Below are 15,321 nucleotides of genomic sequence, written 5' to 3'. Positions count from 1 at the left end.
TGGGGACTGAGGTTGCGGTCCCGGCGTCCTGTTGATAACGGGCAGGACGCCAGCCCTGCCCGCCCCGGTGTGCTATCCGCATTCGTGGCCTCCCGTAGAAACTGTCGGAACTGATCCCATGAAAATCACCCTCGTCGGCTCCCGCCATTTTGGCGTGACGACCTTCAACATGCTCCGCGACCACGGCATCGAGATCGCCCGGATCGTGGTCCATGACGGCGAGGACCGACTGGCGGCGGCAGCGAGAGCGGCCGGCATCGCGGTTGTGGTTCAGGCTGATCCGAAGCTCGTGACGGCCTCCGAGATCGCGCCCGGCACCGAGCTGATCGTGACCGCCCACAGCCATGCCCGCGTCAGCCAGGAAGCCTTGGCGGCGAGCCGGCTCGGCGGCATCGGCTACCACCCGTCGCTCTTGCCCCGGCACCGTGGCATGGCGGCGGTAGAATGGACCATCAAGGAAGGCGATCCGATCGCCGGCGGCACCATCTACCACCTCGCCGAGCGCATGGATGCCGGCGCGATCGCCGCCCAGGACTGGGTGTTCGTCAAGAAAGGCGAGACGGCACGCGAGCTGTGGGAGCGTGCGCTGGCGCCGCTCGGCCTGCGGCTGCTCGCCCAGGTCATCGACCACGCCAAGACCCACAAGACCTTGCCTTCCGAGCCGCAGGATGAGGAGTTTGCAACCAAGGCGCCGAGCTTCGGCGCCAGTAAGCATTAGGAGGAATTAGGGCCGGATCGGCCACATCTGGTTACCGCCGACGCGAGTCGAGTCAAGCTCGATTTTTTGTTCCTTGGCCGGAACCAGATTCACTATGAAGTGTTTGAGCCCACAGGAACTTTCCGGGGTTCTTGCGACGCAGCAAATTTTCGTCACATTGTGCCGGGATAAGCTGCGTCATCACACAAATTACGGGGATTTGATCCATGCGTCCGACCCGCATCCGCAACCTTTTTCTCGCGTCCTTTGCCACCGCTGCCGTCACCCTCGCCGCGGCGCCCGTTTCCGCGCAGCAACCCTATGATGGCCTGTGGCAAGTGACCGTCGTCACAAAGAGCGGCAGTTGCGATGCGTCCACCAAGTCCACCGTCACCGTCTCCGAAGGCAAGATCACGGGCGGCGGCGGTGTCGCAGGCACCGTCGGCAGCGGGGGACTTGTGCGAGTCTCGATCAATGGTGCATATGCCGCCGGTCAACTCAGTGGCAACTCCGGATCGGGGAAGTGGAATGGGGCATCAGCTGGCGTACCGTGCAGCGGTCGATGGGAAGCTTCCCGTCAGTAAGTCCAAGATCTTCAGGTTAAAGACGATTTCAGCTCTGTTCGCCAAAGCGCGGCGGCCCGCATTCGCGGCCGTCGCGTTTTTCGTGGTGGCTGGCAGCACCACGGCGAGCCACGCCCAGGCGGGCGGCCCCTATGCCGGCATGCAAGGCACCTGGTCGGGCGGCGGCACCGTCACGCTGGACGACGGCTCGAGCGAACGCATCCGCTGCCGCGCGACCTATCAGGTCTCCGGCCCGGTGATGGAGATGAGCCTGACCTGCGCCAGCGACGCCTACAAATTCAACCTGCGCGCCAACACCCAGGCCGAAGGTGGCAATGTCGCCGGCACCTGGAGCGAGACCAGCCGCAACATCAGCGGCAGCCTGCAGGGCCGCGGCGGTGGTGGCAACTTCCAGGTCGTGGCCGCGACGGCCGGCTTCAACGCCAACATCAGTCTGAAGACCACCGGCAACAAGCAGACGGTCGCGATGCACGCCGACAGTGTGTTCCGCGCCGCCAACATCTCGCTGACGAAGTAAGCGGTTCTCCGCAACGAAAAGCCCTCAGGCCGCGCCTGAGGGCTTTTTTGTTGGCCTGTATCTGCGCGTCAGCTCGTGGGCGGCTTGGTCGCGAGCTTTTCCGCGGTCTGCTGAATCGTGCGCGCGATCAGCAGCGCCTGCTCCTTGTTGACGGCGAAGTCGTGCACGCCCTTCTCGGTCGTCATCGAGATCACCATCAGATCAGGCTGCTGCTCGGGCCAGCCGGTGGCGAAGCCGGTGAGGAAATCGGGAACCTTCCGGAGATTGTCGGTCATGATGGTGTCCTCTTAAGCAGGAATGAATGCGGTGACTTCGATCTCGACCTTGGCACGCGCATCGACCAGGCCGTCGATGTAGAGCAGCGTCGAGGGCGGGAAGTTGCGGCCGAGCGTCTCCTTCCACACCGCGCCGATTCCAGGGCCAGCCGCCTCATACTCGCTGCGGCTGGTCAGGTACCAGGTCAGACGGACGATGTGCTCAGGCCCCGCGCCCGCTTCACCCAGCAGCTTGATGATCCGCTTCAGCGCGGTGCCGACCTGGGCTGCCATGTCGGGCGCATACTGGCCCTTCTCGTCGCCCCCGGTCTGGCCGGCCAGCACGATCCATTGGCCCGGGCCGTTGAAGCTGACCCCGTGCGAAAAGCCGCGGGGTTTCGACCATTCGGCCGGTTGCAAGACACGCATGAGCAGTCCCTCCTTCCAGGTGACGCAGTGTTTTTCTGGGTGATTTTTGTCCCTGCTTAGCACCGATCGCGCCGCCCGCGCAGCACTGCATTGGCAGAATTGCACGTTGCAATCCGAGGCCAACTCACCGATACCGGCCCTCCCGCGTCGTTGACTCTCCCAGGCTGATGGATCGCACACCCTCGATAGGCCGGGCTGCCGCCTGGATGGCAGGCTGGCTCGCGCTGATGCTGATCGTGACCGTGGCCGCGCGCGAGGCGACGCGCGCGGTCAATGTCTTCCAGCTGATGGAAGTCCGCGCGGTGCTCAGCCTGATCCTGCTGTATCCGCTGATCCGGATGAACGGCGGCTTCGCGCATCTGAAGACGGCACGTGTGCATCTGCACATCGTGCGCAACCTGATCCACTGCACGGCGCAGATCGGCTGGTTCTATGCGCTGACGCTGATCCCGATCGGCCAGGTCGTCGCGATCGAGTTCACGATGCCGATCTGGACGGCGATCATCGCCGCAAGCTTCCTCGGCGAGCGCATGACGGTGTGGAAGATCACGGCGATCGTGCTCGGCCTGGTCGGCGTCATCGTGATCGTGCGGCCGGCGACCGGCGCGATCAATATCGGTCAGCTGATCGCGCTCGCCGCCGCCGTCGGCTTCGGCATCTCGATCGCGGTGATGAAATCGCTGACGCGGACCGAACAGACGCTGACCATCATCTTCTGGATGCTGGCCGTCCAGGGCGCGGTCAGCCTGCTGCCGGCGCTCTATGTCTGGACGTGGCCGTCGCTCCAGGTCTGGGGCTGGATGACTGTCATCGCCGGCTGCGGCACTTTCTCGCACTACTGCATGGCGCGCGCCATGCTCTATGCCGATGCCACCGTCGTGCTGCCAATGGATTTCCTGCGGGTTCCCCTCACCGCCGCACTCGGCTGGCTGCTTTATTCGGAGCGGCTGGATGCGTTCACCGTGCTCGGTGCGGCGATGATCCTGACCGGCAATCTCCTGAATTTGCGATCAGGCGCGGCTCCCGCCCGCGCTGGAACCTGATCAGGCATCAACCGAAGCGGTAGTCCGAGGCGGCTGGGGTTGCGGCGAATTTTTGCTGCACGCGGCGCGGCGTTTTCGTGTAACCTGCGCGGCAGTTTGTATTCGACGATTATTTCGATTCTGCCGGGGGAATTTCAGATGCGCAGTCTCACCCTCCTTGCGTCCCTGATCTGCATTGCGCTGAGTGCGACCTCCGCCTACGCCGACAAGCGTGTGGCCTTCGTGGTCGGCAACGGCGCCTACAAGAATGTTACGCCGCTGCCCAACCCGACCATCGATGCCAACGCGATGGCCGCGACGCTGCGCAATGTCGGCTTCGATGTGGTCGAAGGCAGTAACCTCACCCGCGACAAGATGACGGAGAAGCTGCTCGACTTCGGCCGCAAGGCGCAAGGCGCCGATGTCGCGGTGTTCTACTACGCCGGCCACGGCATCGCCGTCAGCGGCACCAACTATCTGCTTCCGATCGACGCCGACATCAAATCCGAGATGGACGTCAAGCTCGGCGCCGCCATCAACATCGACCTCACGCTCGACCAGACCATGAGCGACGCCAAGGTCAAGCTGGTGTTCCTCGACGCCTGCCGCGACAATCCCTTCGCCGCCAAGATCAAGTCGAACTCGGCAACCCGCAGCGTCAACGTGCAGACCGGCCTTGCCGAGATGAAGTCCGGCGAAGGCACGCTGATCGCGTTTGCGACGGGCCCGGGCCAGACCGCACTGGACGGCAAGGAAGGCGCCAACAGCCCGTTCACCCGCGCGCTCATCGCCAACATCACCCAGCCCGGCGTCGAGATCCAGCAGGCCATGACGATGGTGCGCGCCCAGGTCAACGAGGAGACCAGCAAGGGCCAGCTGCCGTGGGGCCACACCAATCTGATCGGCGCGGTGTATCTGAACGGCGCGCCGGCGGCAGGCGCCAGCATCGCAGTCGCCGCCGTCGCGCCGACCGCGCCTGCAGGCGGCGGGGCATCCGACGTCGAGCTGGAGTTCTGGCGCTCGATCAAGGACTCCAACAAGCCGGAGGAGCTGAAGGCCTATCTCACGAGCTACCCGAACGGCCAGTTCAAGCCGCTGGCGCTGGCGCGCATCGCCTCGCTGGAAAGCGGCAGCGCCGCGCAGAGCACCGCGACGCGCAACCTCACCACCGGCATCGATCCCGCGACGTTCAAGGACGAAGCCAACCAGGTCACCGAAGACCAGATTGGCCTCGACAAGGGCCAGCGCCGCGACGTGCAGCGCCGCCTCACCGGCCTCGGCTTCGACACCAAGGTCACCGGCAAGTTCGACGACTCCACCCGCGCCGTGATCTCGCGCTGGCAGGCCGCGCGCGGCTATCCGAAGAGCGGCTATCTCAACAAGCTGCAGCACAAGGCGCTGCTGACGGAAATCGTCGCCACGACCTCGGCCAGCTCCGGCGAGGAGTCCGACAAGCCGGCCCGCCGGCGCACCAGTGGTGGTGGCGGCGGCGGTGGTGGCGGTCATCGCGGCGGTGGCGACGCCGGCGCAGCGTTCGTCGGAGGTGTCGTCGGCGGCATGATGGGCGGCATGTTCCGCCGCTGAACGGTTCACGCGATCCAAATCAAAAGCCCGGCCGATGGCCGGGCTTTTCGTCTTGAGAGCGTATGAGGCTACTTGCCGGCGGCCTTGCGCAGGGCGTCGTTGATGCGGTCCTGCCAGCCGGGACCGCCGTCCTGAAAATACGCCAGCACATCCTGGTCGATCCGCAGCGTGACCTGCTCCTTGATGCCGGGAATGACGTTCTGCTTCGGCGGCGCTTCCGCGACCTTGGCGGTGGCGCGCTTGAAGGCGGCCTCCGCTTCGGTGCGCGCATCGCCCAATGTGCGGGGACGCCTCGGTTGGTCCGCCATGTCTCAGATTCCTTCAAACAGCACGGTCGAGAGGTAGCGCTCGGAGAACGACGGCACAATCGCCAGAATGGTCTTGCCGGCCGCCTCCGGCCGCCTGCCGATCGCAAGCGCCGCCGCAATCGCGGCGCCCGAGGAGATGCCGCCGGGAATGCCCTCGTTGCGCGCCAACGCCCGCGACGTCTCGAGCGCGGTCGCACTGTTGATCTTGACGATCTCGTCGATCACGCCACGGTCGAGGATGTCAGGAATGAAGCCGGCACCGATGCCCTGGATCTTGTGCGGCGTGTGCTGGCCGCCTGACAGCACCGGGCTTTCCTCCGGCTCGACCGCGACCACCTTGAGGCCGGGCTTGCGCGGCTTCAGCACCTGGCCAACGCCGGTGATGGTGCCGCCGGTGCCGACGCCGGCGACGAAGTAGTCGATATTGCCGCCGGTGTCGTTCCAGATTTCCTCGGCGGTGGTGCGGCGATGGATTTCGGGATTGGCGAGGTTCTTGAACTGCTGCGGCATGACAGCGTTCGGCGTGGTCCGCACCAATTCCTCGGCGGTCGCGATCGAGCCCTTCATGCCCTGCGCCGCCGGCGTCAGCACGATCTCGGCGCCGAGAAAGGCCAGCATCCGCCGCCGCTCGATCGACATCGATTCCGGCATCACCAGTTTCAACCGGTAGCCGCGCGAGGCCGCGACATAGGCGAGCGCGATGCCGGTATTGCCCGAGGTCGGCTCGATCAGCACGGTGTCGGCGTTGATGATGCCGGCCTTCTCCATCGCCACGATCATGGCCGCGCCGATGCGATCCTTCACGCTCGCCGCCGGATTGAAATATTCGAGCTTCGCGAGAATCGTGGCGTTGACGCCATTCGCCTGCGGCAACTTGCGCAGCCGCACGATTGGTGTGTCACCAATGGCATCGACGATGGAGTCGTAGACGCGTCCACGTCCCGGTTGCGTTGCGCGATTTGTCGAGGATGCGTCCATGCGAAAACTCCCGTGGCAGACTTTTGCGGGAACACTGAAGCAGCACAGCGTCAGGCGCAAGGGGCGAAACCACCCATATTCCGTTTCATTCAGGGACGAAATTCCTCTAAATGACAACGCGGTCGAAGTCGGCGGCAATCTTCGTATTGGGGAACGTCCTGGCGGCCTCGGCCAATACCTCTTCATCCGTATAGCGGCCGGACAAATGCGCCAGCACGAGCTGCTCGACGTTAGCAGTTGCCGCAAGCCGCGCCGCTTCCGCAGCTGTCAGATGTCCGTAGTCGCGCGCGGTGGCAGCATCCCGATCCAGAAATGTCGCCTCGATCACCAGCAGGTCGGCGTCGGCGACATGCGGTGCGATATCGTCGACGCTTTCCGCGTCGCCGACGACGACAAGCGTCTTGCCGCCGCTCTGTGGCCCGAGAACATCCTCGGGATCAACAGTCGTACCGTCCTCCAGAACGACCGGTTGTCCGCCAGCCAGCGCACCACGCAAGGGACCGTCGGGAACGCCGAGCGCCGCAAGACGGTCAGCTTGCAGGTGACGGCGCGCGGGGCTGCGAAAGCAGAAGCCAAAACTGTCGGTGTCGCGATGACGGACCGGAAAGCAGTCGATCGCGAACTCGTCCGCGTCGAAGATGCATCCCTCACGCAAGGGGACGAAGTTCACCGGGATCGGCGCCCGTCCCTCGCCCCAGAATCCCGCCAGCATCCGCGCAACCACATCGAGCGTCCCGGCACCGCCATGAATGGTCATCGCCTCATCGCTCTGCCGCAACCGCAGGGTTGAGAACAGGCCGGGTATCCCGAGCACGTGGTCGAGATGACCATGGGTCAACAGGATGCGATCGAGCCGCCGGAAGCCGGCACCGCTGCGCAGCAGCTGGCGCTGGGTCCCCTCGCCGCAATCGATCAGGATGCGCTGGCTTCCCGCTTCCACGAGCAGGGCTGGGTGGTTGCGTTCGGCGGAGGGAACGCTTGCCGAGGTGCCGAGGAAGGTCAGCGCGAACATTTCAATCGTCCAGCAGGTCGAAAAACGCTTCGACCTTCTCAAACACCCCTTCGTGTTTCCTGTTGGGAAGAACGACACGATCGCCGTCGCGTTGCAATGCGCGCCCTCTGGACTTGCGCAGGCGTCCCGGCAGGAACGTGGCGGCGACGCCTTCCGGTCCAACATCGAACCTGACGATGCCGCGCTGCCTGCACTCGATCCGGAGCCGGGCCGCGGCAAAGAAATCGCGGGCGTCCTGTGGCAATGGACCGAAACGACGGGACGTCTCCTCTTCGAGATCATCCAGCTCGTCCGCGTCGCCGCATCTGGCGACACGGCCGTAGATCTCAAGCCGGACCGGCCCCGACTGCACATAGCTTGCAGGGACCATGTCGGCCAGCGGCAAGTTCAGGTCGGGCACCCAGAGTTCGGCACCTCGCCCGCTGGCCTTCTCCGACGCCATTTTCAGCAAATGGCTATAGAGCACCGGTCCGAACACCTGGACGTGGCCTGACTGCCGCTCCGAAAACAGATCCCCCGCGCCCCTGAGATCGAGATCGCGGGCGCTGATGGCAAAGCCCGCGCCCGGTCTGGAGAACTCCTCGAGCACCGCGAGCCGCTTCTCGGATTTGTGCGAGTCCGTATCCGTCAGCAGATACGCAAATGCCCGCGTGCCGCCGCGGCCGACCCGTCCTCTGAGCTGGTGCAGCTGCGCCAGGCCGAACTTTTCGGGCCAGCAGATCACGATCGTATTGGCACGCGGGATATCGAGCCCGCTCTCGACGATGTTGGTGGCCAGCAGGACGTCGGCGTTGCCTTCGACGAACGTCATCATCCGGTCGTCGATCTCGTCGTCAGGCAATTTGCCATGGAGCGAGACAATGCGCAGGTCGGGTGCCATCGCCTGCACGCGTGCCAGCATCGGCTCGAGATCCTGAATGCGTGGGCAGATCAGGAAGCTTTGGCCGTGACGCCTCTGCTCGCGGAGCAGGGCCGCGACAATGGCCGCATCCGATAGCGGCGCGATCCGGGTCGCGACCGGAAGCCGGTGAACGGGCGGCGAGCCGATGACGCTGAGATCCCTGAACCCTGCGAGGCCTGCCGCAAGCGTTCGCGGAATCGGCGTGGCGCTCATCCACAGCGTATGCAGGCCCTTCCCCAGCTGGGACAGCTTCGCCTTCTCGGCCGCACCGAAATGCTGCTCCTCGTCGACCACGACCAGCCCGAGGTTGGCAAATCTCACATCCTTGGACGCCAGCGCCTGCGTCCCGATCACGATCTTCAGCTTTCCGCTCTTGAGCCCTTCCCTGGCTCCCCTGATCTCCGCGGCCGACGCGCCGCGCGACAACAGTCCGACCTCGATGTCGAAGGGCGCGAAACGCTTGCGGAAGGTCGCAACGTGCTGCCTTGCCAGCACGGTGGTCGGCACCGCGATCGCGACCTGCTTGCCGGACAGCACGACGGCCGCGGCTGCTCTCAAGGCGACCTCGGTCTTGCCAAAGCCGACGTCGCCGCAAACCACCCGATCCATGGGATGGCCTGACGCGAGGTCATCGAGCACATCGCGAATGGCCTTCGCCTGATCGACCGTCGTGAAATAGGGGAAGCGGGCGACGAACCGCTCATAGGCCGGGCCCGGAGCGACCAGCTTGGGGGCCTTTCTGCGGCGGCGCTGGCTGATGTGCTGCGCGAGCTGCTTGCCGGCGATCTGGATTTCCTGCTCCGCCGCCGTCCGTCGCGCCCACCACGTGCTGCCGTCCGGTCTGTCGAGAGCGAGGTGGCCGCGCTCCGCAGCATAGGGCCAGATCATCGACAGATCGGACGGAGGAACGAGGACGGCGTTCTCACCAGCGAACACCAGCCTGATCATGTCCCGCGACGAGCCGCCTCCCATCGCCACGGTTTGCAGACCGCCGAGCACGGCCAGCCCGCGCTGCAGATGAACGACCACCGTGCCCTGCTCGGGCACGTCAGGATGGTCGAACGCTGCGCTCCAGGCGCGCGCCAGCGGTTGCGGATGATGCGCCCTGCTGCCGAGCACATCGGACGCCGTCACGACAGCAACAGGCTTGCGATCGGGGATGACAAAGCCGGCATCGAAATCAGCCAACAGCGCGGCGATCCGGTCTTTTCCCGCCGCCAATTCCGTCCAGTCGTCGAGACGTTCTGCCTTGACCCCGCTCATCCGCTCCATCGCGCGCAGATCGTCCTCGACCGCGGCGACGAAGGCGAGCCGCGAGCCGGCCTTCTTCACGTCGTCGACGAAGGCACGGAGAATTTTCCGTGGCGACATCGCCTGCGAGAAGTCCGGCGTCGGGCGGAACGCCGCCTTCTGCGGCAACAGGCTCATGCGCCGGGTGGCCTGCTTCCATTCCCGCCGGGCGAGATAATCGCGCTCCCTCTCCCTGGCGCCTGCAGCTTCCTCAATGGTGCTGAGCCAGTTGCCGGCATGCGTGGGAACACCGGCATCCGCGATCCACTTGGCTTGCCCGCAATAGTCAAAAATGGTCGCGCGTTTGCCACGCTTGTTCGCAAACGCAAGCCGCTCCGACATCGGATCGATGACCAATTCCCTGGTCTCGAACAGCACGTCCTGCTTCACCGGATCGAATGCCGCAATCCGGCGTATGGCCCGGCCCGAGTGCTCGATCCGAAACGGGCCAAGCGCGCCTGCTGGGAATATCTCGAATGTCTGGCCGTGAAACAGCACGCCGCCGGGATAGTCCGGCTCGTCGTCCTCCTCGTAGCCCAGGCCTTCGAGTTGCGTGCGGAGCTCGCGCTCTCCGAACGAGGCGCCTGGCTTGAGCGACATGCTCAGACGCGCCCAACTTGCCGGCGGCGGCAGCCGCTCCATCACGGCCTCTGCGGTCGCGACCAGCAGCGTCCTGCTGGATTTGGCGAGACGGTGCAGCACCGCGCTTCGTCGTCCGGCGATCTCCCGCGACGGCTCCAGCTGATCGAACGGCAGGGTATTCAGCCTTGGAAAGACCTGCACGCCGCATGACGGGTCGAGCGCATGCATGATCGCACCGAGCCGTTCGGCTCGGTTCTCGTTCTCTGCCAGGAAGACGAGGCCGTTCCGTCCCGATTTCTTCCATTGTGCGAGCAAATGCAGCGCCACCATGCCGAGCGGCGCTGAAGAAGACACCGCGCTCCGGCCTGACGTCGCGGTCCGCTTCTTGGCCTTGCTGGCCGCGCCTGCTCTACTGGAATGTCTCACGTCGAATCCGTTCTTGCTCCGCGCCCCGTTTGGAGCGCAGCGCGGGTATCATTTGGATCGAGGCGAGATCGACCTGGCAACCCAATCAAAGATTTGGCTTCTTAGGCCATTTGCGTCGCGGATGCACGCTTCGGCGTCGATGTCCCGAGATTTGCACAGAGGCCACGCTGGCCTGCTATTTCGCCTCGCCGACCGTATCGGCCATGGTGGCGCCGCGGGCCCCGAGCGGTTTCTGCCCGCCTTCGGTCGAATCGATCACGGTCTGGTGCTCGATCTCGGAATTCAGTTCCGCCCCGCACAGCACGATGATGGCGGACATCCACATCCAGGTCATCAGGCCGATGACGGCGCCGAGCGAGCCATAGGTCGCGTTGTAGTCGCCGAAGTTCGAGAGATACCAGGACAGCAGCGATGATCCCGCAAGCCACAGCACCGCCGCGACGACTGCGCCGACGCTGAGCCATTGCCAGCGCGGCGTCGCCCGGCTCGGGCCGTAGCGGTAGAGCACCGCAAGCGCGATCAACAGCAGCACCGCCAGCACGGGCCATCGCCCGAAGCTGATGATCATCTCCCCGCGCGTGCCGAGGCCAAGCCGCTGCAACAGGAGCGGCGCCACGACGACCGCACCGGCCATCACCAGGATGCCGGCCAGCGCCGCGACGGTGAAGCACAGCGACACCAAATTCAGCTTGAAGAAGCCGCGCTTCTCTTCTTCCTCATAGACGACATTCAGGGCATCGATGATTGCCTTCATGCCGGCATTGGCGCTCCAGATCGCGACCAGCAGGCCCAGGATGAAGGCTAGCCCCAAGGTCGAGGTTCCCCTCGACAGCACGCGGGCAATCTGATCCTGCACGATACTGAACGACCCCTCCGGCAGCATCAACGCCAGGCTTTGCAGATTGGACGTGATCGTCGACGGATCGGCGAACAGGCCATAGCTCGACACCAGGGCCGTGATGGCGGGAAAGATCGCCAGCAATCCGTAGAACACGACGCCTGCCGCTGTCGCCAGCAACCGGTCCTCATTGATCTGCTGGTAAGTGCGCAGCAGGATGTCCTTCCAACCTGCCAGCGGAATTTGCAACGGGCCACGCGCCAATCGTCCGTGGCCGGGTGTGGCGGCCCGCACGGCGGAAATGCCTTCGCCGGTCGTAGCGCCTTCGGGCTGCTGCGACACATGACGGTACACCGCGATCGTCGCCAGCATGGTTGCGCCCACCAGCGCCAGATCGGTCTGCCAGTTGGACCGCGGAGTCATGGTCAGTCCTCGTCTCTCGGCCGCCGCTTGAAGCGCGCGGCCACAACCCAGCCGACGAGCAGCACGGCAGCAGCTGCGGCCAGCGATTGCGTCACGGGGTCGACCCTGGCTGCGCCCGATGCCGACGAGCCCAGGATCAGACGCGTCGCGACAGGGGCCGCAATCGCGCGCTTCACCATCTCCATCTGGCGTCGGGGCCGCGGCACCGGGGGCGCGGACCTGCTCAGCATCACGCGCCCTGACACCAGGCCGATCAGGCCGAGCGCCAGAAAGAATCCGCCGGTCCCAGCGAATGCGGCCCTCGCGCCGTAATGCATCTCGATCAGATAGAACACGGCGCCAATACCGAAACCGATGGCAACGAGGAGCGAGATCGCGCCCGCGGCGATAGCTCCGTATGCCACGAGGTAGCTCGTGACTCGCCCGGTAATCCAGCCTCGCACGTCGCGCGCATAGGAATGCATCGCAAGGGTGAGCGTCGATCGTTGGGTTAGCGGGCGCATGGCTCGATCCTCGGTCAGCAATGCTCGTCAACCCGACAAATCGAGCGGCGTTCCTTTGATGGTTCGACCAGGCTCGCAATCCCGCTGGAAGCTGAGCGGCGATCTCCAGCGTCTCCGTATCGTTGTTTGGATCGCGTCTCTTTTCGCTAGCCGTGCTCTTCTGATCGATGTCGGCGCGCTCGACGAGGACGATGAACGCAATATCGTTCGTTATCTCTGCGACACACAATTCGAGATGCCCCGAACGAGATGACCATCATCACCATGGGTCAGCGTGGCTCCCGTATCGAACGTCACAACGCGAGCGACGTCACGATTGCCTCGCGCAAAATGCGTTATCGCAACGCACACAATTTTGTGCATCGCGACGAAATGGATACAGCGAACAAAAACAGGAAATTCTCGCGCAAAAACCGTCGAACCCAAATAAATTGCATCAAACCTACGCATTTGTGTTGCGACATGGTCAAATAATGCCGTTATATCTTCTTGCGTGTTGCATCTGAGGTTCAGAACGCAAGGAGGCCACGATGCCAGCAGTTGCTGAAGTCCTGTCCGTCGCGTCCCGGCCCGATCCGCGTGGCTGCGATCTCCCCGCCTGCCCGGTGTGTGCGGATTCCATGGTGGCGGCAGAAGCCTCCGCCTATCTCAACGATCACGTGATCAGCTATCTCTGGACCTGCGACACCTGCGGTTACGGCTTCGTAACAAAGCACTCGGTGAAGAGGTTCGCCTGTAACTGAGTTTTGATCACGCTCACCTCTGAGCAATGTCACCGCGCGCCCACAAGGCGCGCGTTTTCATTTTGAAGTCCTCGAAAGTGCCCGCGGCGATCGCCTCGCGGATGCCCTGCATCAGCTCCTGGTAATAGGCGATGTTGATCTCCGACAGCAGCATCGCGCCGAGCGTCTCGCCGGAGCGCACGAGGTGATGCAGATAGGCGCGTGAATAGCTGCGTGCCGCAGGCCACGGGCTTTCCTCGTCGAGCGGACGCGGGTCGTCAATATGGCGGGCGTTGCGCAGATTGATCTGGCCGAACCGGGTGAACGCCATGCCGTGGCGTCCGTTCCGCGTCGGCATCACGCAGTCGAACATGTCGACGCCGCGCGCCACGGCTTCCAGGATGTCCTCGGGCGTGCCGACACCCATCAGATAGCGCGCGCGATCGGCCGGCAGCGCCGGCGCGCTCTCCTCGATCATCGAAAGCATCACCGCCTGCGGCTCGCCGACCGCAAGGCCGCCGATCGCATAGCCGTGGAAGTCGATATCGGTCAGCCCCTGCGCGCTGGCATGGCGCAGCGCCGGAATGTCGCCGCCCTGCACGATGCCGAACAGCATGTAGCCGTCGGGCGCGCTCTCGAAGGCGCGCTTACTGCGCTCGGCCCAGCGCAGCGACAGCTGCATCGCCCGCTCGATATCGGCGCGCTCGGCCGGCAGCCGCACGCATTCGTCCATCTGCATCGCGATGTCGGAGCCGAGCAGCCGCTGCACCTCGATCGAACGCTCCGGCGATAGCTCGACCTTGGTGCCGTCGATATGGGAGCGGAAGGTCACGGCCTTCTCGGTGACCTTGCGCAGCTCCGACAGCGACATCACCTGGAAGCCGCCGGAATCGGTCAGCATCGGGCCGCCCCAGCCGGTGAAGCGCTGCAGGCCGCCGAGGCCCGCGATCCGCTCGGCGCCCGGCCGCAGCATCAGGTGATAGGTGTTGCCGAGCACGATGTCGGCGCCGGCCTCGCGGACCTCGCGCCAGTGCATGCCTTTCATGGCGCCGGCGGTGCCGACCGGCATGAACGCCGGCGTGCGCACCACGCCGTGCGGTGTGGTCAGGCGGCCGGTGCGGGCCGCGCCATCGGCTTTCAGGAGCTCGAAATGATTGGGAAACGTCATCTTGGGAAGCGTCATGGGGCTGCTTATTGCGTGCCGGGGGTAGCGGATCAACCCGCTTCCGGTCCCGAACCGCGCCCCGGCGTTCCCATCGATTCGACGAATCCTGCCCGCACAGGCTATAGACGCCCAAAATGAGATCAAAGGGCATGGGATTGACGGCGACCAAGGCCAAGACGGCAAAGCGCGCCGTCGCGAAATCGCGTGGCGGCCGGCCGACCCGGGACGCCGCGATCGCGCGCGACCAGCGCCTCATCGAGGTCGCCACCCGCCTGTTCCTGGAGCGCGGCTTCGACGCGACCTCGGTCGACGCCGTCGCAGAAGCCGCACGCATCAGCAAGCCGACGCTCTATGCGCAGTACGGCGACAAGCGCGGGCTGTTCGCGGCCGTGCTGAGGCGCCAAATCGCGCTCTGGCTCGCGCCATTGGCCGCAGCCGCGCGCGACATGCAGGACGACAAATCGTCGGACCTGTCGGTGGAGCAACGGCTGATCGAGCTCGGACGCCAATTGCTGTCGCTGCATTGCGAGGCCGACGCCGTCGCCTTCAGCCGAATCCTGACCGCGCAGGCCATCAATTTCCCTGAAGTCGCCAAGCTCGCCGTCGATGAGGGCTGGTCGAAGGCCCTCTCCACGACGGCGGAGTTTTTCGATCATCTGGTCGCCTGCGGCGCCCTCGATCTCGAGGACACGACCATCGCCGCCGAGACCTTCCTCAACATGGTGGTCGGCCACACCCACCGGATGGCGACGTTCGGGATCCCGATCGACGTCAAGGACGCCGAGAAGCGGGTGCAGGTGTCGATCCGGCTGTTCGTGGCCGGCGCGCTCGGGCCGCCAGACCGCGCCCAATTCTCCAAGACGGCAGGCAAGCGCAAATCTCCCCGCTGACAGCGGCAAGGTTCCGTCACGGACCAGTGATACCTGTGACCTTGATTAAAACTAAACGACACCGTATTGTTTAGTTATGGATGCGGCGCGGAACCGGATGTCCCAACGGTTCCGCGTCGTCTCGATCGCCAGCACGGAACTATTGAACCCGTTTGGCTCGGCGGCCGACCTCGTAGTGAGAGTCGGCCGCTCCTAT

At 64.7% G+C, this 15,321-nt stretch carries 17 protein-coding genes; 8 read left to right on the top strand and 9 right to left on the bottom strand.

The window, feature by feature from the left end:
- Positions 1-118 precede the first annotated feature (118 nt).
- The 3 genes from JQ604_RS37700 to JQ604_RS37690 all read left to right on the top strand — a co-directional run bounded on the left by JQ604_RS37700 (position 119) and on the right by JQ604_RS37690 (position 1,798).
- Positions 119-718, top strand: a complete 600-nt coding sequence (locus tag JQ604_RS37700; RefSeq protein ID WP_212365808.1) for a formyltransferase family protein — start codon at positions 119-121, stop codon at positions 716-718.
- A 206-nt stretch (positions 719-924) separates the two neighbouring features.
- Positions 925-1,281 carry a hypothetical protein gene (locus JQ604_RS37695; RefSeq protein ID WP_249159244.1) on the top strand — a complete coding sequence of 119 codons (357 nt, stop codon included), beginning with the start codon at positions 925-927 and terminating at the stop codon, positions 1,279-1,281.
- A 139-nt stretch (positions 1,282-1,420) separates the two neighbouring features.
- Positions 1,421-1,798, top strand: coding sequence for a hypothetical protein (locus tag JQ604_RS37690; RefSeq protein ID WP_433996327.1), 378 nt, complete (start codon positions 1,421-1,423; stop codon positions 1,796-1,798).
- A gap of 68 nt (positions 1,799-1,866) precedes the next feature.
- Here the strand turns inward: JQ604_RS37690 and JQ604_RS37685 are convergent, their stop codons facing one another.
- Both JQ604_RS37685 and JQ604_RS37680 read right to left on the bottom strand, forming a co-directional pair.
- Complete coding sequence (locus JQ604_RS37685; protein WP_212365806.1) at positions 1,867-2,073, bottom strand: hypothetical protein; 207 nt, start codon at positions 2,071-2,073, stop codon at positions 1,867-1,869.
- A gap of 12 nt (positions 2,074-2,085) precedes the next feature.
- Complete coding sequence (locus JQ604_RS37680; protein ID WP_212365805.1) at positions 2,086-2,481, bottom strand: RidA family protein; 396 nt, start codon at positions 2,479-2,481, stop codon at positions 2,086-2,088.
- A gap of 167 nt (positions 2,482-2,648) precedes the next feature.
- Between JQ604_RS37680 and JQ604_RS37675 the strand changes: the two genes are divergently transcribed.
- A complete protein-coding gene (locus tag JQ604_RS37675; RefSeq protein ID WP_212365804.1) occupies positions 2,649-3,524 on the top strand; it encodes a DMT family transporter in 876 nt (291 codons plus the stop codon).
- Between the two features lie 138 nt (positions 3,525-3,662).
- Positions 3,663-5,087, top strand: coding sequence for a caspase family protein (locus JQ604_RS37670; protein WP_212365803.1), 1,425 nt, complete (start codon positions 3,663-3,665; stop codon positions 5,085-5,087).
- 68 nt (positions 5,088-5,155) lie between these two features.
- Here JQ604_RS37670 and JQ604_RS37665 read toward each other — a convergent pair whose 3' ends face one another.
- From JQ604_RS37665 to JQ604_RS37640, 6 genes are all read right to left on the bottom strand, one after another.
- Complete coding sequence (locus tag JQ604_RS37665) at positions 5,156-5,395, bottom strand: BrnA antitoxin family protein (RefSeq protein WP_212365802.1); 240 nt, start codon at positions 5,393-5,395, stop codon at positions 5,156-5,158.
- 3 nt (positions 5,396-5,398) lie between these two features.
- Positions 5,399-6,373: a cysteine synthase A gene (gene cysK, locus JQ604_RS37660; RefSeq protein ID WP_212365801.1), complete on the bottom strand. Its 975-nt coding sequence runs from the start codon at positions 6,371-6,373 to the stop codon at positions 5,399-5,401.
- 106 nt (positions 6,374-6,479) lie between these two features.
- Positions 6,480-7,385 (bottom strand): ribonuclease Z, encoded by a 906-nt coding sequence (rnz, locus tag JQ604_RS37655; RefSeq protein WP_212365800.1) that lies wholly within the window; start codon positions 7,383-7,385, stop codon positions 6,480-6,482.
- Position 7,386: 1 nt separating this feature from the next.
- Entirely contained in the window at positions 7,387-10,488 is a 3,102-nt protein-coding gene (locus JQ604_RS37650; protein ID WP_212365837.1) for a DEAD/DEAH box helicase, read from the bottom strand.
- Between the two features lie 271 nt (positions 10,489-10,759).
- Positions 10,760-11,845 (bottom strand): YihY/virulence factor BrkB family protein, encoded by a 1,086-nt coding sequence (locus JQ604_RS37645; protein WP_212365799.1) that lies wholly within the window; start codon positions 11,843-11,845, stop codon positions 10,760-10,762.
- 2 nt (positions 11,846-11,847) lie between these two features.
- Positions 11,848-12,249, bottom strand: a complete 402-nt coding sequence (locus JQ604_RS37640; protein WP_249159243.1) for a hypothetical protein — start codon at positions 12,247-12,249, stop codon at positions 11,848-11,850.
- Positions 12,250-12,316: 67 nt separating this feature from the next.
- On the opposite strand from JQ604_RS37640, the gene JQ604_RS37635 reads away from it, so the two are divergent.
- Together JQ604_RS37635 and JQ604_RS37630 are read left to right on the top strand one after the other, a co-directional pair.
- Positions 12,317-12,601 carry a hypothetical protein gene (locus tag JQ604_RS37635; protein WP_212365841.1) on the top strand — a complete coding sequence of 95 codons (285 nt, stop codon included), beginning with the start codon at positions 12,317-12,319 and terminating at the stop codon, positions 12,599-12,601.
- Positions 12,602-12,878: 277 nt separating this feature from the next.
- The gene (locus JQ604_RS37630; RefSeq protein ID WP_212365797.1) at positions 12,879-13,091 is read left to right on the top strand and encodes a hypothetical protein; all 213 of its coding nucleotides are present in this window, start codon (positions 12,879-12,881) and stop codon (positions 13,089-13,091) included.
- 13 nt (positions 13,092-13,104) lie between these two features.
- On the opposite strand, the gene tgt is transcribed toward JQ604_RS37630, so the two are convergent.
- On the bottom strand, positions 13,105-14,238 hold the full coding sequence (tgt, locus tag JQ604_RS37625; RefSeq protein ID WP_212365836.1) for a tRNA guanosine(34) transglycosylase Tgt: 1,134 nt from the start codon (positions 14,236-14,238) through the stop codon (positions 13,105-13,107).
- 146 nt (positions 14,239-14,384) lie between these two features.
- Between tgt and JQ604_RS37620 the strand changes: the two genes are divergently transcribed.
- The gene (locus JQ604_RS37620; protein ID WP_212365835.1) at positions 14,385-15,125 is read left to right on the top strand and encodes a TetR/AcrR family transcriptional regulator; all 741 of its coding nucleotides are present in this window, start codon (positions 14,385-14,387) and stop codon (positions 15,123-15,125) included.
- The last annotated feature ends 196 nt before the right edge of the window (positions 15,126-15,321 follow it).

The organism is Bradyrhizobium jicamae (assembly GCF_018130695.1).
Classification (GTDB): Bacteria; Pseudomonadota; Alphaproteobacteria; order Rhizobiales; family Xanthobacteraceae; genus Bradyrhizobium; species Bradyrhizobium jicamae_B.
The sequence above is the reverse complement of the archived record's forward strand: the minus strand, read 5'-3'. Positions and strand labels throughout refer to the sequence as shown.

Excerpts from the sequence above, each read along its gene's own strand:
- JQ604_RS37650 (WP_212365837.1), bottom strand. The coding sequence starts at position 10,488 with ATGGTGGCGCTGCATTTGCTCGCACAATGGAAGAAATCGGGACGGAAC.
- JQ604_RS37670 (WP_212365803.1), top strand. The coding sequence starts at position 3,663 with ATGCGCAGTCTCACCCTCCTTGCGTCCCTGATCTGCATTGCGCTGAGT.
- JQ604_RS37690 (WP_433996327.1), top strand. The coding sequence starts at position 1,421 with ATGCAAGGCACCTGGTCGGGCGGCGGCACCGTCACGCTGGACGACGGC.
- JQ604_RS37700 (WP_212365808.1), top strand. The coding sequence starts at position 119 with ATGAAAATCACCCTCGTCGGCTCCCGCCATTTTGGCGTGACGACCTTC.
- rnz (WP_212365800.1), bottom strand. The coding sequence starts at position 7,385 with ATGTTCGCGCTGACCTTCCTCGGCACCTCGGCAAGCGTTCCCTCCGCC.
- tgt (WP_212365836.1), bottom strand. The coding sequence starts at position 14,238 with ATGACGTTTCCCAATCATTTCGAGCTCCTGAAAGCCGATGGCGCGGCC.
- JQ604_RS37665 (WP_212365802.1), bottom strand. The coding sequence starts at position 5,395 with ATGGCGGACCAACCGAGGCGTCCCCGCACATTGGGCGATGCGCGCACC.
- cysK (WP_212365801.1), bottom strand. The coding sequence starts at position 6,373 with ATGGACGCATCCTCGACAAATCGCGCAACGCAACCGGGACGTGGACGC.
- JQ604_RS37620 (WP_212365835.1), top strand. The coding sequence starts at position 14,385 with ATGGGATTGACGGCGACCAAGGCCAAGACGGCAAAGCGCGCCGTCGCG.
- JQ604_RS37685 (WP_212365806.1), bottom strand. The coding sequence starts at position 2,073 with ATGACCGACAATCTCCGGAAGGTTCCCGATTTCCTCACCGGCTTCGCC.
- JQ604_RS37680 (WP_212365805.1), bottom strand. The coding sequence starts at position 2,481 with ATGCGTGTCTTGCAACCGGCCGAATGGTCGAAACCCCGCGGCTTTTCG.
- JQ604_RS37630 (WP_212365797.1), top strand. The coding sequence starts at position 12,879 with ATGCCAGCAGTTGCTGAAGTCCTGTCCGTCGCGTCCCGGCCCGATCCG.
- JQ604_RS37645 (WP_212365799.1), bottom strand. The coding sequence starts at position 11,845 with ATGACTCCGCGGTCCAACTGGCAGACCGATCTGGCGCTGGTGGGCGCA.
- JQ604_RS37695 (WP_249159244.1), top strand. The coding sequence starts at position 925 with ATGCGTCCGACCCGCATCCGCAACCTTTTTCTCGCGTCCTTTGCCACC.
- JQ604_RS37675 (WP_212365804.1), top strand. The coding sequence starts at position 2,649 with ATGGATCGCACACCCTCGATAGGCCGGGCTGCCGCCTGGATGGCAGGC.